At 70.5% G+C, this 22,626-nt stretch carries 20 protein-coding genes and 1 pseudogene; 18 read left to right on the top strand and 3 right to left on the bottom strand.

Annotation, left to right across the window (positions count from 1 at the left end; all coding sequences use genetic code 11):
- Positions 1-150: 150 nt before the first annotated feature.
- From hemL to ccsB, 7 genes are all read left to right on the top strand, one after another.
- Positions 151-1,473 (top strand): glutamate-1-semialdehyde 2,1-aminomutase, encoded by a 1,323-nt coding sequence (gene hemL, locus OG875_RS12220; protein ID WP_330174235.1) that lies wholly within the window; start codon positions 151-153, stop codon positions 1,471-1,473.
- Positions 1,470-2,243 (top strand): histidine phosphatase family protein, encoded by a 774-nt coding sequence (locus OG875_RS12215; protein ID WP_443079106.1) that lies wholly within the window; start codon positions 1,470-1,472, stop codon positions 2,241-2,243. The genes hemL and OG875_RS12215 overlap by 4 nt, the downstream gene beginning before the upstream one ends.
- Positions 2,244-2,447: 204 nt before the next feature.
- Positions 2,448-3,725 (top strand): hypothetical protein, encoded by a 1,278-nt coding sequence (locus tag OG875_RS12210; protein ID WP_330174234.1) that lies wholly within the window; start codon positions 2,448-2,450, stop codon positions 3,723-3,725.
- A gap of 65 nt (positions 3,726-3,790) precedes the next feature.
- Positions 3,791-4,417 (top strand): TlpA family protein disulfide reductase, encoded by a 627-nt coding sequence (locus tag OG875_RS12205; RefSeq protein WP_330174233.1) that lies wholly within the window; start codon positions 3,791-3,793, stop codon positions 4,415-4,417.
- A 4-nt stretch (positions 4,418-4,421) separates the two neighbouring features.
- A complete protein-coding gene (locus OG875_RS12200; RefSeq protein WP_443079105.1) occupies positions 4,422-5,186 on the top strand; it encodes a cytochrome c biogenesis CcdA family protein in 765 nt (254 codons plus the stop codon).
- A 4-nt stretch (positions 5,187-5,190) separates the two neighbouring features.
- Positions 5,191-7,143, top strand: a complete 1,953-nt coding sequence (gene resB, locus OG875_RS12195) for a cytochrome c biogenesis protein ResB (protein ID WP_330174232.1) — start codon at positions 5,191-5,193, stop codon at positions 7,141-7,143.
- Positions 7,140-8,249 (top strand): c-type cytochrome biogenesis protein CcsB, encoded by a 1,110-nt coding sequence (gene ccsB, locus OG875_RS12190; protein WP_330174231.1) that lies wholly within the window; start codon positions 7,140-7,142, stop codon positions 8,247-8,249. The genes resB and ccsB overlap by 4 nt, the downstream gene beginning before the upstream one ends.
- A gap of 79 nt (positions 8,250-8,328) precedes the next feature.
- On the opposite strand, the gene OG875_RS12185 is transcribed toward ccsB, so the two are convergent.
- A complete protein-coding gene (locus OG875_RS12185; RefSeq protein WP_330174230.1) occupies positions 8,329-8,856 on the bottom strand; it encodes a PLD nuclease N-terminal domain-containing protein in 528 nt (175 codons plus the stop codon).
- An 87-nt stretch (positions 8,857-8,943) separates the two neighbouring features.
- Between OG875_RS12185 and OG875_RS12180 the strand changes: the two genes are divergently transcribed.
- Together OG875_RS12180 and mqnP are read left to right on the top strand one after the other, a co-directional pair.
- Positions 8,944-10,401: a menaquinone biosynthesis decarboxylase gene (locus OG875_RS12180; protein WP_330174229.1), complete on the top strand. Its 1,458-nt coding sequence runs from the start codon at positions 8,944-8,946 to the stop codon at positions 10,399-10,401.
- A gap of 194 nt (positions 10,402-10,595) precedes the next feature.
- Positions 10,596-11,435 carry a menaquinone biosynthesis prenyltransferase MqnP gene (gene mqnP, locus OG875_RS12175; RefSeq protein ID WP_330177719.1) on the top strand — a complete coding sequence of 280 codons (840 nt, stop codon included), beginning with the start codon at positions 10,596-10,598 and terminating at the stop codon, positions 11,433-11,435.
- 74 nt (positions 11,436-11,509) lie between these two features.
- Here mqnP and OG875_RS12170 read toward each other — a convergent pair whose 3' ends face one another.
- On the bottom strand, positions 11,510-12,109 hold the full coding sequence (locus OG875_RS12170) for a rhomboid family intramembrane serine protease (protein ID WP_330174228.1): 600 nt from the start codon (positions 12,107-12,109) through the stop codon (positions 11,510-11,512).
- A gap of 93 nt (positions 12,110-12,202) precedes the next feature.
- On the opposite strand from OG875_RS12170, the pseudogene OG875_RS12165 reads away from it, so the two are divergent.
- The 6 genes and pseudogenes from OG875_RS12165 to OG875_RS12140 form a co-directional block, all read left to right on the top strand.
- Positions 12,203-12,922: pseudogene (locus tag OG875_RS12165) on the top strand (UbiX family flavin prenyltransferase); the annotation flags it as partial.
- 233 nt (positions 12,923-13,155) lie between these two features.
- Positions 13,156-13,611, top strand: a complete 456-nt coding sequence (locus tag OG875_RS12160; protein WP_242571036.1) for an Lrp/AsnC family transcriptional regulator — start codon at positions 13,156-13,158, stop codon at positions 13,609-13,611.
- 120 nt (positions 13,612-13,731) lie between these two features.
- Complete coding sequence (gene mqnE, locus OG875_RS12155) at positions 13,732-14,895, top strand: aminofutalosine synthase MqnE (RefSeq protein ID WP_330177718.1); 1,164 nt, start codon at positions 13,732-13,734, stop codon at positions 14,893-14,895.
- 129 nt (positions 14,896-15,024) lie between these two features.
- Entirely contained in the window at positions 15,025-15,549 is a 525-nt protein-coding gene (locus tag OG875_RS12150) for a GNAT family N-acetyltransferase (protein ID WP_330174227.1), read from the top strand.
- A 200-nt stretch (positions 15,550-15,749) separates the two neighbouring features.
- Positions 15,750-16,004 (top strand): DUF4229 domain-containing protein, encoded by a 255-nt coding sequence (locus OG875_RS12145; RefSeq protein WP_443079257.1) that lies wholly within the window; start codon positions 15,750-15,752, stop codon positions 16,002-16,004.
- 480 nt (positions 16,005-16,484) lie between these two features.
- The gene (locus OG875_RS12140) at positions 16,485-17,882 is read left to right on the top strand and encodes a dicarboxylate/amino acid:cation symporter (RefSeq protein WP_330174225.1); all 1,398 of its coding nucleotides are present in this window, start codon (positions 16,485-16,487) and stop codon (positions 17,880-17,882) included.
- Between the two features lie 218 nt (positions 17,883-18,100).
- Here OG875_RS12140 and OG875_RS12135 read toward each other — a convergent pair whose 3' ends face one another.
- Positions 18,101-18,304 (bottom strand): cold-shock protein, encoded by a 204-nt coding sequence (locus OG875_RS12135; RefSeq protein WP_017948713.1) that lies wholly within the window; start codon positions 18,302-18,304, stop codon positions 18,101-18,103.
- Between the two features lie 306 nt (positions 18,305-18,610).
- Here OG875_RS12135 and OG875_RS12130 point away from each other — a divergent pair, with 306 nt between their 5' ends.
- The 3 genes from OG875_RS12130 (at position 18,611) to mqnC (ending at position 22,626) form a co-directional block, all read left to right on the top strand.
- A complete protein-coding gene (locus tag OG875_RS12130; protein WP_443079104.1) occupies positions 18,611-19,504 on the top strand; it encodes a menaquinone biosynthetic enzyme MqnA/MqnD family protein in 894 nt (297 codons plus the stop codon).
- Positions 19,505-19,555: 51 nt separating this feature from the next.
- Positions 19,556-21,292, top strand: coding sequence for a serine/threonine-protein kinase (locus OG875_RS12125; RefSeq protein WP_330174224.1), 1,737 nt, complete (start codon positions 19,556-19,558; stop codon positions 21,290-21,292).
- Positions 21,293-21,426: 134 nt separating this feature from the next.
- Positions 21,427-22,626, top strand: coding sequence for a cyclic dehypoxanthinyl futalosine synthase (gene mqnC, locus OG875_RS12120; protein WP_330174223.1), 1,200 nt, complete (start codon positions 21,427-21,429; stop codon positions 22,624-22,626).

Genomic DNA, 22,626 nt, shown 5'->3' with positions numbered 1-22,626 from the left:
ATTGCGTGAGCTTCACCTATGCGCCCCAGTTTCGCAGACGCGGGGGCGTTGACGCCCTTATGTAATACGAGGAGACCGCGCGCCCCGCTCATCGGTGGCCGAGATCCTTCGCCCAGGCCGCCCGACCCCGAATCGCAGATCAGGACCAAAGTGTCGTATTCATACGAAGCCCCCGTATCGCAGGCCCTTTTCGACCGTGCGTCGATCGTGACCCCCGGTGGTGTGAATTCCCCCGTCCGGGCTTTCCGGGCCGTGGGCGGTACGCCCCGGTTCATGGTGTCCGGTGACGGTCCGTACCTCACCGACGCGGACGGGCGGGACTACGTCGACCTCGTCTGCTCCTGGGGGCCGATGATCCTCGGGCACGCGCGGCCCGAGGTGATCGAGGCGGTGCAGGCGGCCGTCGCGCGCGGGACGTCCTTCGGTACGCCGGGGGAGGGCGAGGTCGCGCTCGCCGAGGAGATCACCGGCCGGGTCGGGCCCGTCGAGCAGGTGCGGCTCGTGTCGTCCGGCACGGAGGCCACCATGTCGGCGATCCGGCTGGCCCGGGGGTTCACCGGGCGAGCCAAGATCGTGAAGTTCGCCGGCTGCTACCACGGGCACGTGGACGCGCTGCTCGCCGCCGCCGGCTCCGGGGTCGCGACGTTCGGGCTGCCCGACACGCCCGGCGTGACCGGCGCGCAGGCCGGGGACACCGTCGTACTGCCGTACAACGACCTGGACGCCGTCCGCGCCGCCTTCGCCGCGCACCCCGGCGAGATCGCCTGTGTGATCACCGAGGCGTCCCCCGGCAACATGGGCGTCGTGCCGCCGCGCGACGGGTTCAACGCCGGGCTCAAGGAGCTGTGCGCGGCCAACGGGGCGCTGTTCGTCTCCGACGAGGTGATGACGGGATTCCGTACGTCCCGGGCGGGCTGGTACGGCATCGACGGCGTCGCCCCCGACCTGATGACCTTCGGCAAGGTCATGGGCGGCGGCTTCCCCGCCGCGGCCTTCGGCGGGCGCGCCGACGTGATGGCGCACCTCGCGCCCGCCGGCCCCGTCTACCAGGCGGGCACGCTCTCCGGGAACCCGGTCGCCACCGCCGCCGGGCTCGCGCAGCTGAGGCTGCTGGACGACGCGGCGTACGCGAAGGTCGACGCCGTCTCCGCCGAGATCCGGGGCCTGGTCTCCGACGCCCTCGGTAAGGAGGGCGTCGCGCACCGGGTGCAGACCGCGGGCAACATGTTCTCCGTCTTCTTCACCGCCGACGAGGTCCGGGACTACGCGGACGCCAAGCGGCAGGAAGCCTTCCGCTTCACCGCCTTCTTCCACTCGATGCTCGCCGACGGTGTGTATCTGCCGCCGTCCGCCTTCGAGTCCTGGTTCGTCTCCACCGCCCACGACGAGCGGGCCCTCGAACGCGTCGCCGCCGCGCTGCCCGCCGCCGCCCGAGCCGCCGCGGAGGCCACCGAGGGCGGAGCGGGCGCATGAGCGAGCACCTGAGCGAGGAAGCGAACGAGCCGGTGAACGGGCGAGCGGACGGGCCGGTGAACGGGCGAGCGGACGAGCCGGTGAACGGGAGCGTGAACGGGCCGACCACCGTCGTCCATGTCGTACGGCACGGAGAGGTCGAGAACCCGGACGGCATCCTCTACGGGCGGCGCTCCGGCTACCACCTCTCCGAACTCGGCCGCCGGATGGCCGACCGCGTCGCCGAGCACCTCGCGGGCCGCGACATCACGTACGCCGTCGCCTCCCCGCTGGAGCGCGCCCAGGAGACCGCGGTGCCCGTCGCGGCGTCCCACGGCCTGACCCTGCACACCGACGACCGGCTCATCGAGGCCGCGAACGTCTTCGAGGGCAAGACCTTCGGCGTCGGTGACGGCGCGCTGCGCTCGCCCGCCAACTGGCGCCATCTGACGAACCCGTTCCGGCCCTCCTGGGGCGAGGCGTACGTCGACCAGGTCGCCCGCATGAAGGCCGCCCTGGCCGACGCGCGCGACGCGGCCCTCGGGCACGAGGCCGTGTGTGTCAGCCATCAGCTGCCGATCTGGATCGTGCGCAGCCACTTCGAGCGCCGGCGGCTGTGGCACGACCCGCGCCGCAGACAGTGCACGCTCGCGTCGCTGACCACGTTCACCTACGAGGGGGAGAAGCTGATCTCCGTCGCCTATACGGAACCGGCGCGCGACCTCGTACCCGCGCATCTGCTCGCCGGTGCCAAACCCGTGAAAGGCGCGTCGAAAGCCTTCGGAGCGTAGCCGCGCGAACGCCCACCGTTCTCGGCGGGGAGGGGCGCCGGAATGTCACCCTCGACCGTTCCCGAATGTCACAACGGCTGTCGCAGAGCAATGCTTTGTTCATATCTGGAAACAGTCGGAACCTGTGAGTTCCCTGTGCCCTCTCCCCTCATGTCATCCGCAGGACCGGCGGACGTGAGATGAGCGAGCGCGAATGGGGACGTGATGCGCGACCTGAGCCGAAGGAAGCTGCTCGGAGCCGGAATCGGGGCGGCGGCCACCGCGATCGGAATCGGAGGCTGCGGGAACCGGAGCGGTGTGCCCTGGGACACCGGTGCGGGCTCCGGCGCCGGCTCCGGTTCGGGCCCGGACGGAGGCAAGAAGGACGGCGGCCGGGCGGGCGCGAAGCCGAGTGGGAAGAACATGCGGCTGATCGGTGACGGTTCGACCGCCGACACCGGAAAGCAGCCGCACCAGCCGCCCGCGCCCGTACCGCTCGAACCGGGCCAGACCCCGCCGCAGTTCGTGGTCTTCTCCTGGGACGGCGCGGGCGAGGTCGGCAACGGCCTCTTCCCGCGCTTCCTCGACCTCGCCAAGGAGCACGGCGCGGCGATGACGTTCTTCCTCTCCGGCGTCTATCTGCTGCCGGAGTCGAAGAAGCGGCTCTACCGCCCGCCGGGCAACCCCGTCGGCGCCTCCGACATCGGCTATCTCACCGACCCGCACATCAAGGAGACCCTGGCGTGCGTCCGCCGGGCCTGGCTCGACGGCCACGAGATAGGCACCCACTTCAACGGGCACTTCTGCGGCGGGTCCGGCTCCGTCGGCAACTGGTCGCCGCGGCAGTGGCGCGACGAGACCGAGCAGGCCGTGAACTTCGTCACCGAATGGAAGACGAACACCGGCTGGAAGGACCTCGACCCGCTGCCGTTCGACTACCGCAAGGAGCTGGTCGGCGGCCGTACGCCGTGCCTGCTCGGCCAGGACCGGCTGCTGCCCACCGCCCGCACGATGGGCTGGCGGTACGACGCGAGTTCACCGGGCGGCCGGCAGACCTGGCCGGTGAAGCGGCTGGGGCTGTGGGATCTGCCGTTGCAGGCCGTGCCGTTCCCCGGGCATTCCTTCGAGGTGCTGTCGATGGACTACAACATGCTCGCCAATCAGTCCCGCGATTCGACGCAGGGGGTGCCCTCGAATTATCCGGCCTGGCGCACCCAGGCCACCGAGGCGTATCTCGCCGGATTCCACCGCGCGTACGAGTCGAATCGCGCGCCCTTCTTCATAGGCAATCACTTCGAGAAGTGGAACGGCGGCATATACATGGACGCCGTCGAGGAGGCCCTGAAGAAGATGGCGGACAAGAAGGACGTACGGCTCGTCTCCTTCCGGCAGTTCACCGACTGGCTCGACGTACAGGACCCGGCGGTCCTCGCGAAACTCCGTACGCTGGATGTCGGGCAGAGTCCGGCGGGGGGCTGGAGCGGGTTCCTGGGGGCCGCGTGAGGCGTACGGGCCACGGGTGAGGGGGGCGAACAAGATCCCCGAACGGCCCATGCGAAACTTTTCACATGAACTTCGGCCGAGCTCTCCCAAGCCGTTCGAACCGACGCCGCGCCGTACTCCCGGCCGTCGCCGCGCCGGTGGCCCTGCTCACCCTCGCGGCGTGCGGCGGCGGAGCCACCTCCGGCGGTGGCGGCGACACCAACTTCGTGACGAACACCGGCGGGATGCAGACCGTCGCCTCCGCCGACCGCGAACCGGTCAACAAGATCGCCGGGGAGACGCTCGACGGCAAGCGGCTCGACGTGGCCGACCTCAGGGGCAAGGTCGTCGTGCTCAACGTCTGGGGCTCGTGGTGCGGACCCTGCCGCGCCGAGGCACCGTACTTCGCGAAGGTCGCCAAGGAGACCGAGGCCAAGGGGCAGGACATCGTCTTCGTCGGGCTGAACGCCCGCGACGCCAACAAGGGCAACGCCATCGCCTTCGAGAAGGACTACGGCGTCACCTACCCGAGCATCTACGACCCGGCCGGCCGGCTCATCGTCAACGGCTTCCCGAAGGGCAGTCTCAACCCGCAGGCCATCCCCTCCACGATCGTGCTCGACCGGGACGGGAAGATCGCGGCCCGCTCGCTCAAGGCGCTGGACGACAAGAAGCTGCGCGAGCTGATCGACCCGCTGATCGCGGAGAAGTGATCCCGTGGAGGCACTGGCCGCGCTGCCCGACCTGAGCGGGACGATCACCGACGGGGCTCTGCTGGCCGCGCTGCCGATCGCGCTGCTCGGCGGGCTGGTCTCGTTCTTCTCGCCGTGCGTGCTGCCGCTCGTGCCGGGCTACCTCTCGTACGTCACCGGCATCAGCGGCACGGATCTGGCCGGGGCCCGGCGCGGGCGGATGGTCGCCGGCGCGGTGCTGTTCATCCTCGGCTTCACCGCGGTCTTCGTCTCCACCGGCGCGTTCTTCGGCTACATCGGCGGCAACCTCCAGGACGACCGGGGGCTGATCTCCCGGATCCTCGGCGTGCTCATGATCGCGATGGGCCTGTTCTTCATGGGGCTGATGCCCTGGCTGACGCAGCGCGAATTCCGCATCCACCGGCGGCCGGTGACCGGTCTGGCCGGCGCCCCGCTGCTGGGCGCGCTCTTCGGGGTCGGCTGGGCGCCGTGCATCGGCCCGACGTTCTCCGCCGTGAACATGCTGGCCTTCGATCAGGCGACCGCGGGGCGAGGGGCCATACTGACCGTCGCGTACTGCTTCGGTCTCGGGGTGCCCTTCGTGATCGCCGCCGTGGCGTTCCGCAAGGCGCTGGGGCTCTTCGGCTGGATCAAGCGGCACTACGTGTGGGTGATGCGGACCGGCGGCGTGATGATGATCGTGACCGGGCTGCTGCTGGTGACCGGCGTGTGGGACGGCATCATGCAGAACATGCAGACGTGGACCAACGGCTTCACGGTGGGGATCTAGTTCCATGAGCACGAGCACGAGCAGGACAGAGAGCAAGTCAAAGGGCGCGGCAGAGAGCACGGCGGAGCGCGCGGCGGACACAACGGACACGACGGCCGCCGGGACGCCCGACGTGGCCGACGCGCCCGACGCCTCCGACGTGACCGCCGAGGAGAGCGCGGCGGACGCCCAGGACCTGGGCGCCGCCGGGTCGCAGCTCTCCACCGCCCCCCGCGAGGAGTTGCCCGTCGGCGGCCCGAGTCTCGGCCCGCTCGGCTGGGCCCGCTGGTTCTGGCGGCAGCTGACGTCGATGCGCGTCGCGCTGATCCTGCTCTTCCTGCTCTCGCTCGCCGCGATCCCCGGCTCGCTCATCCCGCAGAACAGCGTGGACGAGCTCAAGGTCCGTACGTTCCAGGAGAAGCACGGGACGGTCACCCCGATCTACGAGAAGCTCCAGCTGTTCGACGTCTACAGCTCGGTCTGGTTCTCGGCGATCTATCTGCTCCTCTTCATCTCGCTGATCGGCTGTATCGTCCCGCGCACCTGGCAGTTCACCGGCCAGCTGCGCGGCCGTCCGCCGGGCGCCCCCAAGCGGCTGACCAGGCTTCCCGCGTACACGACGTGGCGTACGACAGCCGGTCCCGACGAGGCCCGTGAGGCGGCGCTCGCCCTGCTGAAGCGGCGGCGCTTCCGCGCGCACACCGTCGGGGACGCGGTCGCCGCCGAGAAGGGATATCTGCGCGAGGCGGGCAATCTGATCTTCCACGTCGCGCTGATCGTGATGCTGGTCGCGTTCGCCACCGGGCAGCTCCTCAAGTCCGAGGGCGGCAAGCTGATCCTGGAGGGGGACGGTTTCTCCAACACCCTCACGCAGTACGACGACTTCAGGTCGGGCTCGATGTACGACACCGACGACCTGGAACCGTTCAGCTTCACCCTCGACAAGTTCATCGGGACCTTCGAGCGCAACGGGCCGCAGATCGGTACGGCCCGCGAGTTCGAGGCGCACGTCAGTTACACGACGGACGCCGGCGGCAAGGAGCGCAAGGCGGTCATCGAGGTCAACGAGCCCCTGGAGATCAAGGGTTCGAAGGTCTATCTGATCGGGCACGGTTACGCGCCCGTCGTCACCGTCCGCGACGGCGCGGGCAAGGTCGTCTTCAAGGGCGCGACCCCGCTCCTGCCGATCGACAACAACATCACCTCGACCGGCGCGATCAAGGTGATGGACGGCTACCGCGACCGGAACGGCAAGAAGCAGCAGCTCGGCTTCAACGCCTTCTTCGTCCCGACGTTCGCGGGCAAGGGCAACGGCAACATGTTCAGCCAGTTCCCCGAACTGGACTATCCCGTGCTGGCGCTCACCGGTTACGTGGGCAGCCTCGGCGTCGACTCCGGGCTGCCGCAGAACGTGTACCAGCTCGACACGTCCAAGATGAAGCAGTTCAAGGACGCCGACGGCAACAAGCTGGCGAAGCGGCTGCTGCCCGGCGAGACGATGACCCTGCCGGGCGGCGCGGGCACGGTGACGTTCGAGAAGGACATCAAGGAGTGGGCGACCTTCCAGGTCTCCCAGCAGCCCGGCAACGGACTCGCCCTCGCGGGCGCGATCGGCGCCGTCCTCGGCCTGGTCGGCTCGCTCTTCATCCAGCGGCGCCGGATCTGGGTCCGTACGACGGCGGGCCCGGACGGGGTCACCGTCGTGGAGATGGCCGGGCTGGGGCGCAGCGAGTCGGCGAAACTCCCCGAGGAACTGGGGGACCTGGCGCTGACACTGATCGCCGGGACCCCGATCGCCCCGGCGGCGTCGTCGTCCGGACCGGCGTCGTCGTCGGAACCGGCGGTGTCGTCCGGACCGGCCGCCGAGGCGGCGCAGGACGCCCCGGGCGCCCGCGCCCTACCGGGCACGTCCACCACCGCCACCGCGAACCCCACCGCCACCACCACCGGAGAGCCTGTCGAAGGGGCTGAGAAGTGATCCTCGCCGCCACCACCAACGAGAGCCTGGCGAACACCGCCAACGTGCTGGTCTATTCGTCCATGGCCGTCTACACCCTGGCCTTCCTCGCCCACATCGCCGAGTGGGTCCTGGGCAGCCGCAGCAAGGTCGGCCGCACCGCCGCCGCGCTCACCGGCGCCGGGACCGCCACCGGCACCGGCACGACGGCCTCCGTCACCGTCGAGACGCGCACGGCGGAGCAGGACAACGGCGGCGGCACCACCGTCCTGGCGCGCCCCAAGGTCGTCACGCGCTCGTCCGGCGGGCGCCGCGACGTGCCCGACGGCCCCGGCGCCGCGGGCGGCACGCTCAAGGGCGATCTGTACGGCCGTATCGCCGTCGCCCTGACCGTGCTCGGCTTCCTGATCGAGGCGGCGGGCGTGATCAGCCGCGCGATGGCGGTGCAGCGCGCGCCCTGGGGCAACATGTACGAGTTCTCCACCACCTTCTCGACGGTGGCGGTCGGCACGTACCTCGCCTTCCTGCTCACCAAGAAGAACGTCCGCTGGATCGGACTGCCGCTGGTCACCACGGTCCTGCTCAACCTGGGCGTCGCGACGACCGTGCTCTACACCGAGAGCGACCAGCTGGTCCCCGCCCTCCACTCGTACTGGCTCTGGATCCACGTCTCCACCGCGATCTTCTGCGGCGCGGTCTTCTACCTCGGCGCCGTGGGCACGCTCTTCTACCTGCTGCGCGACGGGTACGAGTCCAAGATCGCCCGGGGCGCCACCGTCGGCCGCGCCTGGGCCTCGGTCATGGAACGGCTGCCCGCCGCCGCCACGCTCGACAAGTTCTCGTACCGCGTGAACGCCGCCGTCTTCCCCCTCTGGACCTTCACGATCATCGCGGGCGCGATCTGGGCGGGCGACGCCTGGGGCCGCTACTGGGGCTGGGACCCCAAGGAGGTCTGGTCCTTCATCACCTGGGTCGCCTACGCCTGTTATCTGCACGCGCGCGCCACGGCGGGCTGGAAGGGCCGCAAGGCCGCGACGCTGGCCCTGGTCGCCTTCGGCTGCTGGCTGTTCAACTACTACGGCGTCAACATCTTCGTCACCGGAAAGCACTCGTACGCGGGCGTCTGACCGGGTTCACGTCTACGACGCGACACAGCGGCGCGCCCCCGGATCACCGGGGGCGCGCCGCTGTCGTACGTGCGGAGACTCAGGCCGTCGGCGGGGCCTCGTCGGCGCTGCCGCCCTTCTCACGGCGCTCGATCTCGGCCTCCCGGCGGCGCAGCTCCGCCTCGCGCCGCGCCGGATCGGCCGGCGGACCGGCGTCGGTGCCGGACTTGGTGTCGGTCTCCGCGTCTGCGTCGGCGGAGGACTTCGCCTTGTCGTCGTCCTTCGCGGCCCCGTCCTTCGCGGCCCCGTCCTTCGCGGCCCCGTCCTTCACGGACGCGTCCTTCGCGGACCGGTCCGTCCCGGTCTCCTTCTCAAGGGACTTGAGGAAGTCGGGGTTGTCGTCCGGCGCGACCCAGCCGCCCCGGCGGCCCGCCCCGTCCGTGGAGGCGGTGCGGACCCTGCCGACGAGCAGCCAAGCGATCGAGCCGACCAGCGGGAAGAGCAGCACCAGAATGGCCCAGAGCGGCTTGGGGATGTGGCGGATGTCTTTCTCGTCGGTGGTGATGCAGTCGATGAAGGCATAGATGCTGAGAGCCAGCGGCACCAGAATCATCAGTACCCGAAGCATGGGCGGTCCCCCTGTGCGTGGAGATCGAGTACGGAGCGGTGGCCCCGGTTACCGGACCAGGGTAGCGAGTAGCAGATACTTGACGGCATGGCTTATGACGATCTTCGCTCCCTGCTCCGGGCGCTGGAGCGCGACGGTGACCTCAAGCGCGTCAAGGCGGAGGTCGATCCCCATCTGGAGGTCGGCGAGATCGTCGACCGGGTCAACAAGGCCGGAGGGCCCGCGCTGCTCTTCGAGAACGTCAAGGGCTCCGACATGCCCCTGGCGATGAACGTGTACGGGACGGACCGCCGGCTCCTGAAGGCGCTCGGGCTCAAGGCGTACACCGACATCAGCGACAAGATCGGCGGGCTGCTGAAGCCCGAACTGCCGCAGGGTTTCGTGGGGATGCGGGAGGCGTTCGGGAAGCTCGGCACGATGACGCACGTGCCGCCGAAGAAGGTGAAGCCCGGCAGCGCGCCCGTGCAGGAGGTCGTGCTCACCGGCGACGACGTGGATCTGGACCGGCTGCCCGCGCTGTTCACCTGGCCCGAGGACGGCGGCTCGTTCTTCAACCTCGGTCTGACGCACACCAAGCACCCGGAGACCGGCGTCCGCAACCTCGGGCTCTACCGGCTCCAGCGGCACGACAAGCGCACCATCGGAATGCACTGGCAGATCCACAAGGACAGCGCGAACCACTACCAGGTCGCGGCCCGGCGCGGTGAACGGCTGCCCGTCGCCATCGCCTTCGGCTGCCCGCCCGCCGTGACGTACGCCTCCACGGCTCCGCTGCCGGGGGACATCGACGAGTACCTGTTCGCCGGTTTCGTCCAGGGCAAGCGGGTCGAGATGGTCGACTGCCGTACGGTGCCGCTCCAGGTGCCCGCCCACGCCGAGGTCGTCATCGAGGGCTGGCTGGAGCCGGGGGAGATGCTGCCCGAGGGCCCGTTCGGCGACCACACGGGTTTCTACACGCCCCAGGAGCCGTTCCCCGCGCTGACGATCGACTGTGTGACGATGCGCGAGCGCCCGCTGCTCCAGTCGATCGTGGTCGGCCGGCCGCCGACGGAGGACGGCCCGCTGGGACGTGCGACGGAACGGTTCTTCCTGCCGCTGCTCAAGATCATCGTGCCTGACATCGTGGACTACCACCTGCCGGAGTCCGGTGGTTTCCACAACTGCGCGATCGTCTCGATCGACAAGAAGTACCCGAAGCACGCGCAGAAGGTGATGCACGCCATCTGGGGCGCCCACATGATGTCGCTCACGAAACTGATCGTGGTCGTGGACGCCGACTGCGACGTCCACGATCTGCACGAGGTGTCCTGGCGGGCGCTGGGCAACACCGACTACTCGCGGGACCTGACGGTCGTGGAGGGCCCGGTCGACCACCTCGACCACTCCTCGTACCAGCAGTTCTGGGGTGGCAAGGCGGGCATCGACGCGACGCGCAAACTCCCCGAGGAGGGATACACGCGGGACGGCGGCTGGCCGGAGATGGTCGTGTCCGACCCGGCGACCGCGGACCGGGTGACGAAGCGCTGGAGGGAGTACGGCCTGTGAGCAGTGCCGCCGAGGGAGCCGACGGACTCGTCGGGCAGGGACGGCAGGGAGGGCAGGGCCGCCGGGCAACGCCCGGTCGCCAGGGACGGCGGGGCCCGAAGGAACAGCAGGGGCCCCGGGAGCGGCGGGAACAGCCGCCGGGGCCCGGACCCGCGCGGTCCGGCAGCCGTACCCGGGCGTTCCTGCGCCTGGTGATGATCGAGCACTCGGTGTTCGCGCTGCCGTTCGCGTACATCGCCGCGCTGACCGCCATGTTCCAGGTCGACCGGTCCATCCACTGGGTCACGCTGCTGCTCGTCACGGTCGCCATGGTGGGCCTGCGGACCTTCGCGATGGCCTGCAACCGGATCATCGACCGCGAGATCGACGCCCGTAACCCCCGCACCGCCGGGCGCGAGTTGGTGACCGGCGCGGTGTCGGTGCGCTCCGCGTGGACGGGCGCGCTGGTCGCCCTCGTGGTGTTCCTGGGCGCCGCCGCCCTGCTCAACCCGCTCTGTCTGGTGCTCGCCCCGGTCGCCGTGGTCCCGATGGTCGTCTATCCGTACGGGAAGCGGTTCACCAACTTCCCGCACGCCATCCTCGGGTTCGCCCAGGCCATGGGCCCGGTGGGCGCCTGGATCGCGGTCACGGGGGAGTGGTCCTGGGACGCGGTGATCCTCGGGCTGGCCGTGGGCGTCTGGATCGGCGGCTTCGACCTGATCTTCGCCAGCCAGGACGTCGAGGCGGACCGCGCGCACGGGGTCAAGTCCGTGCCCGCGCGCTTCGGCATCCCGGCGGCGCTGTACGGCGCGCGGGGCGCGCACGTCGTGACGACGGGCCTGCTGGTCTGGTACGCGCTGGCCACCGGCGCGGGCGTGTTCTTCTGGGTCGGGCTGCTGATCGTGGCCGCCGCGTTCCTCTACGAGCACCAGGTCGTGAAGCCGCACGACCTGTCGCGGCTGAACCGGGCCTTCTTCACGGTGAACGGCTTCATCGGGATCACGCTGTTCCTGTGCGGGCTGCTCGACCTGCTCGTGCGTGGCCTGACCGCCTGACCGTACGGCGCCTGACCGTCGGGTCGTCGGGTCGTCCGGGCGCCCGGTCGTCCGGGCGCCCGGCCGTCGGCCGGTCAGCGCAGGGGCGCGACCGCCGGCTGTTTCGGCCGGCGGAAGAGGAACGCCGCCAGCACCCCGCCGATCAGCCCGAAGAGATGCCCCTGCCAGCTCACCGACGGATTCGACGGCAGGACGCCCCAGAGCGCCGAGCCGTACATCACCAGCACCAGCAGTCCCACGACGATGTCCACGGCCCGGCGGTTCACGAAGCCGCGTACCAGCAGATAGCCCAGCAGTCCGAAGACCACACCGGACGCGCCCGCCGTGACGGAGTTGTCCGCCGCCGTGAGCCAGACGCCCAGCCCGCCGACCACCATGATCGTGAGGACCACGCGCAGGAACAGGCCGATGCCGCTGAGCGCCGCGAGGAAGCCCAGCACCAGCAGCGGCACCGCGTTGGACGCCAGATGGTCGAAGCCGTGGTGCAGGAACGCCATCGGGATGATGTCGCGCAGCTCACCGGTGTCACGCGGGCTCAGCCCGTACGTGGCGAGCGCGCCCGTCGAGGAGTCCACCGCCTCCAGGACCCAGAGCAGCGCCACCCAGCCCAGCATCAGTCCGGCCGCCGCCTTGAGACGGCGCACCGCGGTTCTGTCGACGGATGAATCCGGCATGTCGCCCCCAAGGGTCGTCCTGCTCCCAACCCCTGGAACGCGCGAGGGACCGTCCCCGGTTCCTGCCCCGGGCCGCCGGATAGGGTCGGACGCGTGAAAGCCGGATCGGACCACGAGAGCCAAGAGGACCACGGGGGCCGACGGCGCGCCGAGCGGCCCGGGACGCGGCCCCGGCGGCCGTGGGTCGTCGGAGTCTCCGGCGCGTCGGGGACCCCGTACGCGGCGGCCGTGCTGCGCGGGCTGCTCGACGCCGGCGAGAGCGTCGATCTGATCGTCAGCCGCGCGTCGCGCCTCACCCTGCTGGACGAGACGGGGATCTCCTACCGGGACGCGCACTGGCGGGAGGACCTGCGGGCGTGGCTGGCGCGCGGCGCCGACGGGAAGCCGGGCACCTTCGCCCCCGACGTGTCGGACGTACGGCACTGGGCCGCCGGTGATCTGGCCGCCGGGCCGTCCTCGGGGTCGTACCCGGTCAAGGGGATGCTGATCGTCCCCGCCTCCACGGCGTGTGTGGCGGGTGTGGCGCTCGGCCTGTCGAAGGATCTGCTGCAACGCGCGGCGAGCGTCACCCTCAAGGAGCGCCGCGCGCTGGTCGTCGCCGTCCGGGAGACCCCGCTGGGCGGCGGGACCCTCAAGCACCTGGTGGCCCTGGACGAGGCGGGCGCCGTGGTGCTGCCCGCGTCCCCGGGCTTCTACGCGGGGGCGACGCACATCCAGGACCTGGTGGACTTCGTGGCCGGGCGCGTGCTGGACGCGGTGGGGGTGCCGCACGGGCTGTACCGCCGCTGGGAGGGGGAGCTGGGGGGCTCCCGTACCGAGTCGGAGGGCTCCAGCACGGGGTCGGAGGGCTTCCGTACCGAGTCGGAGGATTCCCGTACGGGGTCGGAGGGCTCCCGTACCGGGCGGGGAGCGGTGCGCGGGCCGGGCCCGGATTCCGACGGACGCTGACCACGTGCCGCCGTCCCGTCCCCCGGAGACTCGCCACCCTGCCTTAGATTGCATACGTCAATTTGCGAGATCGCTGAACAATGGAAGGCTTCAGGCATATGGACGCCGTGGATAGGCAGCTCATCCAGGCCCTCAGGGAGAACGGCAGAGCTTCGTACGCCGAACTCGGCCGGCTCGTCGGGCTCTCCGGGCCCAGCGTGACCGACCGCATCAACCGGCTGGAGGCGGCGGGCGTCATCATCGGCTACCGCGCCACCGTCGACTCCGCCTCGCTCGGTCTCGGGGTCACCGCGCTCATCGGCATCTCGCTCTCCGACGCCGCCGACCACGAGGACGTCGCGCACCGGCTGCGCGGGCTGGGCGAGATCGAGGACTGCTGGTTCATCGCGGGCGACGACTCGTACATGCTCAAGGTCCGCGCCGGGGACGTCGACGGGCTGGAGAAGACGATCCGCCGCCTCGGCAGTACGAAGGGCGTCTCGCGGACCCGTACCACCATCGTGCTCTCCACGAAATGGGAGAACCGGGTCGGGGAGCTTCCCGACGAAACGTAGGCGTACGGTGGGTCGCAGCCCGGTCACGTTCGGGCGTTCGGCGGGTTTTCGGGACAGCGGTCGGCACAACGGTCGGCATACACGGCACACAGTGGGAGGCGCCGCATGACTGCATCTGTCATGGATGTGGGGCTCAAGCGCGAGCTGGAGGAGAAGGTCAGAACCGGCGAACGGCTGACCCGTGAGGACGGCATCGCCCTCTACGAGTCCGACGACCTGGCCTGGCTGGGCGGTCTCGCGCACGAGGTGCGGACCCGCAAGAACGGTGACGTGGTCCACTTCAACGTCAACCGTCACCTCAACATGACGAACGTCTGCACGGCGTCCTGCGCCTACTGCTCGTTCCAGCGCAAGCCGGGCGAGAAGGACGCGTACACGATGCGCATCGAGGAGGCCGTACGGCTGGCCACGGAGATGCGCGGCGAGAGCCTGACGGAGCTGCACATCGTCAACGGGCTCCACCCGACGCTGCCTTGGCGCTACTACCCGCGTTCGCTCAAGGCGCTCAAGGAGGCGCTGCCGGAGGTCTCGCTGAAGGCGTTCACCGCCACCGAGATCCACCACTTCGAGACCATCTCGAAGCTGTCGGCCAGCGAGATCCTGGACGAACTGATCGACGCCGGGCTCGAATCGCTGACGGGCGGCGGCGCCGAGATCTTCGACTGGGAGGTCCGGCAGCACATCGTCGACCACCGCACCCACTGGGAGGACTGGTCGCGCATCCACCGGCTCGCGCACGAGAAGGGTCTCAAGACCCCGTGCACGATGCTGTACGGGCACATCGAGGAGCCCCGGCACCGGGTCGACCACGTGCTGCGGCTGCGTGAACTCCAGGACGAGACCGGCGGGTTCCAGGTCTTCATCCCGCTGCGCTACCAGCACGACTTCGTGGACATGCAGGACGGCAAGGTCCGCAACGTCCTCCAGGCCCGGACGACGATGGCGACCGGCGCCGAGGCGCTGAAGACGTTCGCGGTCTCGCGGCTGCTGTTCGACAACGTCCCGCACGTGAAGGTCTTCTGGGTGATGCACGGGGTGCAGACCGCCCAACTGGCGCTCCAGCACGGCGCGGACGACATGGACGGCTCGGTGGTCGAGTACAAGATCACGCACGACGCCGACAACTACGGCACACCGAACAAGCTGGGCCGCGAGGATCTGCTCGAACTGATCCGCGACGCGGGCTTCCGGCCGGTGGAGCGGAACACGCGCTACGAGATCATCCGGGAGTACCCGGGCCCGGACGACGGCCGGCGCGAGACGCCGCAGCCGATGCGGGTCTGAGAGCGGGACAGAGCCGGTCCCGTCCGGCCCGGCTTGGTTTCGTGAGGTGGCCCCGGCTCGTCGAGCCGGGGCTTCTCGCGTTCTGGAATGGGCTTGAGCGCGCGGCCGGGTAATGGCTAGCGTGCGCGTATGCCACTTACGTTCGTACTGGACCCGCCCGTCGGCCCGGCCCTGCGCGACGGTGTCGTCGCCCTCTGGACCGATGTCTCCGAGGCGGGCGGCGCCGTCGGGTTCGTCCCGCCGGTCAACCCCGACGACGTCCAGGCCGAGCTGGCCAAGCACCTCGTGGCGATGGTCGAGGGGCGGACCCGGCTGGTCGTCGGGTACGACGAGGCGGGCGCGGTGGCCGCCACCGCCTTCCTCACGCTCAACACCCACCGGCTGATGCGCCACTGGCTCTGGCTCTACACGGTGATGGTCCACCCCGGGCACCAGGGCAGGGGGTACGGCCGCGACCTGATGGACGCGGCGGCCCGCGCCGCGCGCGGCATCGACGGCATCGAGGCGATCCGCCTCACCTGCCGGGGCGGCACCGGCCTGGACCGCTTCTACGCGTCGTGCGGCTACAAGGAGGTGGGCCGGGTGCCGGACGCCATACGGGTGGGGCCCGGCGACGACCGCGACGACATCACGATGCTGCTGCCGCTGCACTGAGCGGTGCGGGCGGTGCGGGCGGTGCGGACCGTACGGGGCTGCCGGGGCTGTACGGGGACGGGCCGGGGGCCGGTCCAACCCCCGTACGGGCGGCGGCGCGCGGCGTGCTTCACTGGACGGGTACGTCGCCGCAGACGCCACCACGAGGAGAGAGGGCCGCCGTGACCGCCCGAACGAGCGCCACCATCCGCTACACCGCGATGCGCCTGGGCATCTTCGTCGGCTCCTTCGTCGTCGTCGCCCTGCTGGTCCAGTTCGGTGTGCTGCCCAAGGGGCTCGGCGACTCGAACGCCGTCTGGGTGCTGCTGCTCTCGCTCGTGATCTCGGCGCCGCTCAGCTTCGTCCTGCTCCGCAAGCAGCGTGACGAGATGTCCGCGCAGATCGTCGGCAGGGTCGACTCGGCGAAGGCCAAACTGGAGGCCAACCGTACGCAGGAGGACGGCGCGACGAGCTGACGCCCGTCGTTCGGGTCGGTCCGGGGCCCCGGTCCGGCCGCTCCCGCCTCCGCGCACGGTACGGCGGTGGTGCGGGGCCCGTTCGTCCCGTATGTCCCGTCGGCCGCGCATAAGCGTCGCGTAAGGGCCGGGTAAGTTTGGTCACACCCGTACGCCGTCCCCCGACACCCCGGCACCCGTCCGTGCCGGGGTTTCCTTGTGTCCAGGGGCAGTTCGCGCATCCCGTCGCGGACCGATATCTCAAAGCAGACCTTTCAGTATCCCAAAGCCCTGGTGTTAATGTATCGGCCATGAAGACATCAGTGCGCCCTCATGCCGTGAGCCTCGTGCTCGTGGCGCGCCTGCATGTCGACCTCTGCCGCTGCATGTCCGCGGTCTGTCGCCGCTCGCTCTGATCCGAGCTGGCTCCATGCGGCGGCGCCACCTCTGAGGCGCGGGCGCCGCACCCCCCAGTTCCACCCCTCGTCCCCGTACCCCCGTATGCCCAACTGGAGTGTGTCCGTGTCCACGAACTCCGAGCCCACCACCACCGGCAAGGCCGACCAGGCCGAACAGCCGGCCGGATCGGGCCCCGGTTTCTCCCTGCGCAAGGTCCCGTTCTGGGCCCAGATAGTCGCCGGTCTCGTCCTCGGTGTCCTGCTCGGCTGGCTCGCCCGCAGCCAGGACATCAGCTGGCTCTACAGCACCCTGGACCACATAGGCGGGATCTTCGTCCAGCTGCTGAAGCTGGCCGTCGCCCCGCTGGTCTTCTTCGCGATCCTGGTCTCCATCACCAACCTGCGCAAGGTCAACAACGCCGCCCGGCTGGCCTCGCGCACCCTGCTCTGGTTCCTGATCACCTCACTGATCGCCGTCGTCATCGGCATCGTGATCGGCCTCCTCACCAACCCCGGCTCCGGCACCGGCCTCACGCCCAAGGACGGCGGGAAGCCCGAGGGTTCGGGCTCCTGGATCGACTTCCTCACCGGCATCGTGCCGACGGACGTCATCACCCCGTTCACCGAGCTGAACGTCCTCCAGATCGTCTTCCTGGCCGCCGTCGCCGGTATCGCCGCGCTCAAGCTCGGCGACCGCGCCGCACCGGTCCTCGCGCTCAGCGAGTCCGTGCTCGAACTGCTCCAGAAGGCCCTGTGGTGGGTCATCCGGCTCGCCCCGCTCGGCACCGTCGGCCTCATCGGCACCGCCATCGCGGGCTACGGCTGGGACCTCCTCGGCGACTACGCGACCTTCACCGCCGACGTCTACATCGGCTGCGCGCTGGTCCTGTTCGGGGTCTACCCGCTGCTGCTGGTGACGGTCGCCAAGGTCAGCCCGCTCCAGTTCTTCAAGGGCGCGTGGCCCGCGATCCAGCTGGCGTTCGTCTCCCGCTCCTCGGTCGGCACGATGCCCGTCACCGTGCGGGTCACCGAGCGGCTCGGCGTGCCGAAGGAATACACCAGCTTCGCCGTCCCGTTCGGCGCCACCACCAAGATGGACGGCTGCGCCGCGATCTACCCGTCGCTGGCGGCGATCTTCATCGCGGAGATCTTCAACGTCCAACTCGGCATCCAGGACTACCTGCTGATCGCCTTCGTCTCGGTCGTCGGCTCGGCGGCCACGGCGGGCCTCACCGGCGCGACGGTCATGCTGACCCTGACCCTCTCCACGCTGGGCCTGCCCCTGGAGGGCGTGGGTCTGCTGCTCGCCATCGACCCGATCCTGGACATGATGCGTACGGCGACGAACGTGGCGGGCCAGGCCCTGGTCCCGGTGATCGTGGCCGCCCGCGAGAAGATCCTGGACCACGACAAGTACAACTCGGCGTCGGCGTCCCCGATCGACGAGCCGGAGCCCGAGCCGGAACCGACGGCCAAGAACGCGGTCCCGGTCGCCGCGTGACCCGCTGAACCCGCTGTCCCGAGGCGGCGCCCCCGGCCCTTCCCGGCCGGGGGCGCCGCCTCGTCGTGCCCACGGCGGGCCCCGGAGGCACGAAAAGGCAGGAGCGGGAAGGGCGGGACCGGGAAAAGGCAGGAGCCCTGCTCCCCGCACTGGACGTGCGGGGAGCAGGGCTCCTTGATACTGCGTGTTTTCCGTGCGCGATCGACCGACCCGGGCAACTAGGCCGGGGTGACGTTCTCCGCCTGCGGGCCCTTGGGGCCCTGGGTGACGTCGAAGTTCACGACCTGGTTCTCCTCGAGGGAGCGGAAGCCGGTCGCGTTGATCGCGGAGTAGTGGACGAAGACATCCGGGCCGCCGCCGTCCTGGGCGATGAAGCCGAAGCCCTTTTCAGCGTTGAACCACTTGACGGTTCCGGTAGCCATAAGCCCTCCTTGGGCCAAAGGGTTGCCCTGCTCCAGAACCTGCATACAAGTCTGAAAACTACAAAAGCCTGCGGGTCACATGCTCCGCAGGCTCTGTACTGCAAGGGAAACCAAACTGCAACTTGCGGCGAGCCTAGCACGCGTCTCACGGGCTGCGGTAGGGGGAAAAGATCACTCAAGGATCACCTCACCCGGATGTTTGAACAGCCCCTGGGACGCCTACGGGACCCGGTCCCCGGCCCGTCGCGGAGACCCGCCCGGCACCCCCTTCCGCCCCCCGCCGCCCCACGGGTCTAGCCTCGCGGTGTGGACAGCTCATCTGAAAGCACAGCGCGCCCCGGGGTGGACGGAAGCGATCACTCCCGTGTCCGGCCGCGCGTCGGTCACATCCAGTTCCTGAACTGCCTTCCCCTTTACTGGGGCCTCGGCAGAACGGGAGCGCTCTTCGATCTTGAGCTGACGAAGGACACCCCGGAGAAGCTCAGTGAACGTCTCGTCCGCGGTGATCTCGATATCGGTCCCGTCACCGTGGTCGAATTCCTGCGCAATGCCGAGGACCTTGTCGCATTCCCCGATCTCGCGGTCGGCTGCGACGGTCCCGTCATGTCCTGTCTGATCGTCTCCCAGGTGCCGCTCGACCAACTCGACGGCGCCCGCGTCGCCCTCGGCTCGACCTCCCGGACCGCCGTTCGGCTCGCGCAGCTGCTGCTGGCCGAGCAGTACCGGGTCAAGCCCGACTACTTCACCTGCCCGCCCGACCTCGGCGTGATGATGCAGGAGGCCGAGGCGGCCGTCCTGATCGGCGACGCCGCCCTGCGCGCCTCGCTGCACGACGCCCCCCGCCTCGGTCTCCAGGTCCATGACCTCGGGCAGATGTGGAAGGACTGGACGGGGCTGCCGTTCGTGTTCGCCGTGTGGGCGGCGCGCAAGGACTACCTGGCGCGGGAGCCGGAGACCGTACGCCTCGTGCACCAGGCGTTCCTCGCCTCCCGGGACCTGTCGCTGGAGGAGGTCACCAAGGTCGCCGAGCAGGCCGCGCGCTGGGAGACCTTCGACGCCGAACTGCTGGAGCGCTACTTCACGACTCTCGATTTCCGCTTCGGGCCCGAACAGCTCGCGGGGGTACGGGAGTTCGCCCGGCGCACCGGACCGACGACCGGATATCCCGCCGACCCCCGGGTCGAACTGCTCCGGGCCTGAGAAGGTAGGGGCAGTACGTACGGGGGACGGCGGCACGGGGAGGGGACGGGTATGCGCCCGCTCGACACGGACGAACCGCGCGTCATCGGCCCGTACCGGCTGCTCGGCAGACTCGGCGCCGGCGGCATGGGGCGGGTCTATCTCGCCCGCTCGGAGGGCGGCCGTACGGTCGCCGTGAAGATCGTCCATCCGCACTTCGCCCTGGACGACGAGTTCCGCACCCGGTTCCGCCGCGAGGTCACGGCGGCCCGCCGGGTCGGCGGCGCCTGGACGGCGCCGGTCCTCGACGCCGACCCGGACGCCGCCACACCCTGGGTCGCCACCGGCTACGTCGCCGGCCCCTCGCTGACCCAGGCCGTCGCCGCACACGGCCCGCTGCCCGCGCCGACGGTACGGGCGCTGGGCGCCGGGCTCGCCGAGGCACTGGGCGCGGTCCACGCGCTGGGCCTCGTCCACCGCGACGTCAAACCGTCGAACGTCCTGCTGCCCCTCGAAGGCCCCCGGCTCATCGACTTCGGCATCGCACGCGCCACGGACGGCACCGCCTCACTCACCTCGACCGGCGTCTCCGTCGGCTCGCCCGGCTACATGGCGCCCGAGCAGATACTCGGCAAGGGCGTCACGGGCGCCGCCGACGTCTTCTCGCTGGGCGCGGTGCTCGCGTACGCCACCGCCGGGGTGGGCCCCTTCACCGGCGACTCGTCCGCCGCGCTGCTCTACCAGGTGGTCCACGGGGAGCCCGAACTGGGCGCGCTGAACGGCGGGCTGAAGGACCTGGTGGCCCACTGCCTGGCCAAGGACCCGGGCGCGCGCCCGGCCCTGGCCGAGATCGCCGCGCGCCTCGCACCCGGCGGCGCGGCCCCCCTGATGGACGCGGGCTGGCTGCCGGACCCGCTGGTACGGGAGGTCGGCCGGGCCGCCGTACGAATCCTGGACCTGGAGACGGCCGCGCCCGTACGGGACACCTCCGGGCCGCAGCCGGTGTACTGGCCCGCGCCGCCGGGGCCCGACATCCACCCGCCGACGGCCGGGTCCGCCGGATCGGCGCCCCCGCTCGGCGAGTTCGGGGCACCGACGTACGACGACGCGCGGGGCGGCCCGGACCCCCGGATGTCCCTCTCCGTCACGGCGGGCCCAGACGGGCCGCGCCGCCGCAAGGTGAGCTGCACCGTCGTCCTCGCCGTCGCGGGGGCGCTGGCCGCCGTGATGCTCGGCGGCGTCCTGCTGTTCGACCAGCTCCGTACGTCCGGCCTGTCCGACCGCAAGGACTCGGCGGGCGGCGCCCCGAGCGCGTCGGCGCCGAGCGCGTCGGCGCCGAGCGCGTCGGATCCGGGGGACACCGACCCGGGCACACCGACACCGGGCTCACCGGCGCCCGGTACGTCGGCGCCGGGCGACAGCGCCACGGGCGCGCCCGCCGCCGTACCCCAGGGCTTCGTCGGCACCTGGACCGGCCCGACGACCACCGAGGACGGGCTGCCGCACGGCGACTACACGGTCGAGATCAGCGCGGGCGGCAAGGGCGACCCCGTCCTGCGGTCGACCAGTTCCCTCTCGCTCCTCGGGGTCGAGGCCGAGTGCCACGGGGTGGGCACCCTCGTCTCCGCCACCACGAAGGAGATCCGGATCGAGGAATCGACCGACCCCGAGCGGCCCGGCGACGAGGGGCTGTGCACGACCACGGAGGACGCCCCGCTGACGTTCGCCCTCACCGACGGCGGCGAACTGCGCTTCACCTCCCGCGAGGAGGCGGCGGGCAACCCGAGGGGCACCCTGACGAAGCGGTAGGCCGTACGCGTCCGGCCGCCGCCGCACGCCACCCCCGCCACCCCGCCAGCCCGCCACCCGGAGCGCGCGGGCCCCTGGCGTACGCTGGATCGGACCGTAGATCCACTGATACACCGCCGAAAGGTGACGCCCCGGTGACCGAGAAGGCCGACCAGCAGTCTGTGCTCGACCGTGCTGCCGAGGGTGGCCGGATCACCCCCGAAGAGGCGCTCGACCTCTACCGGTCGGCCCCCCTCCACGCGCTCGGCGCCGCCGCCGACCGGGCGCGCCGCCGGCGTTACGCCGGTACGGAGCACATCGCGACGTACATCATCGAGCGGAACATCAACTACACCAACGTCTGCGTGACGGCCTGCAAGTTCTGCGCCTTCTACGCGGCCCCCAAGGACACCGACAAGGGCTGGACCCGCGACCTCGACGACATCCTGCGCCGCTGCGCGGAGACCGTCGAACTCGGCGGCACCCAGATCATGTTCCAGGGCGGCCACCACCCCGACTTCGGTGTGGAGTACTACGAGGAGCACTTCGGCGCCATCAAGGCCGCCTTCCCGCAGCTGGTCATCCACTCCCTCGGCGCGTCCGAGGTCGAGCACATGGCCCGGATCTCGGACGTCTCCGTGGAGGAGGCGATCCGCCGGATCCACGCGGCGGGGCTCGACTCGTTCGCGGGCGCCGGCGCCGAGCTGCTGCCCGCCCGGCCGCGCAAGGCGATCGCGCCGCTGAAGGAGTCCGGCGAGCGGTGGCTGGAGATCATGGAGACCGCGCACGGACTGGGCGTCGAGTCGACGTCCACGATGCTCATGGGCACCGGCGAGACCAACGCCGAGCGGATCGAGCACCTGCGGATGATCCGTGACACACAGGACCGGACGGGCGGCTTCCGGGCGTTCATCCCGTACACCTACCAGCCGGAGAACAACAAGCTGAAGGGGCAGACGCAGGCCACGCTCTTCGAGTATCTGCGGATGATCGCCATCGCCCGGCTCTTCCTCGACAACGTCGCCCACATCCAGGGTTCCTGGCTCACCACCGGCAAGGAGGTCGGCCAGCTGTCCCTGCACTACGGCGCCGACGACCTCGGCTCGATCATGCTGGAGGAGAACGTCGTCTCGTCGGCGGGGGCGAAGCACCGCTCCAACCGGCTGGAGATCATCGACCTGATCCGCAAGTCGGGCCGGGTGCCCGCGCAGCGGACCACGACGTACGAGCACATCGTCGTGCACGACGACCCGGCGGACGACCCGGTGGACCGGCGCGTCGTCTCGCACATCTCCTCCACGGCGATCGCGGGCGGCACGGCGCACCCGGAACTCAAGCTGCTCGACGCCAACTAG

The sequence above is a fragment of the Streptomyces sp. NBC_01498 genome (genome assembly GCF_036327775.1).
Taxonomy (GTDB): domain Bacteria; phylum Actinomycetota; class Actinomycetes; order Streptomycetales; family Streptomycetaceae; genus Streptomyces.
This window is presented reverse-complemented; position numbering and strand designations above follow the sequence as displayed.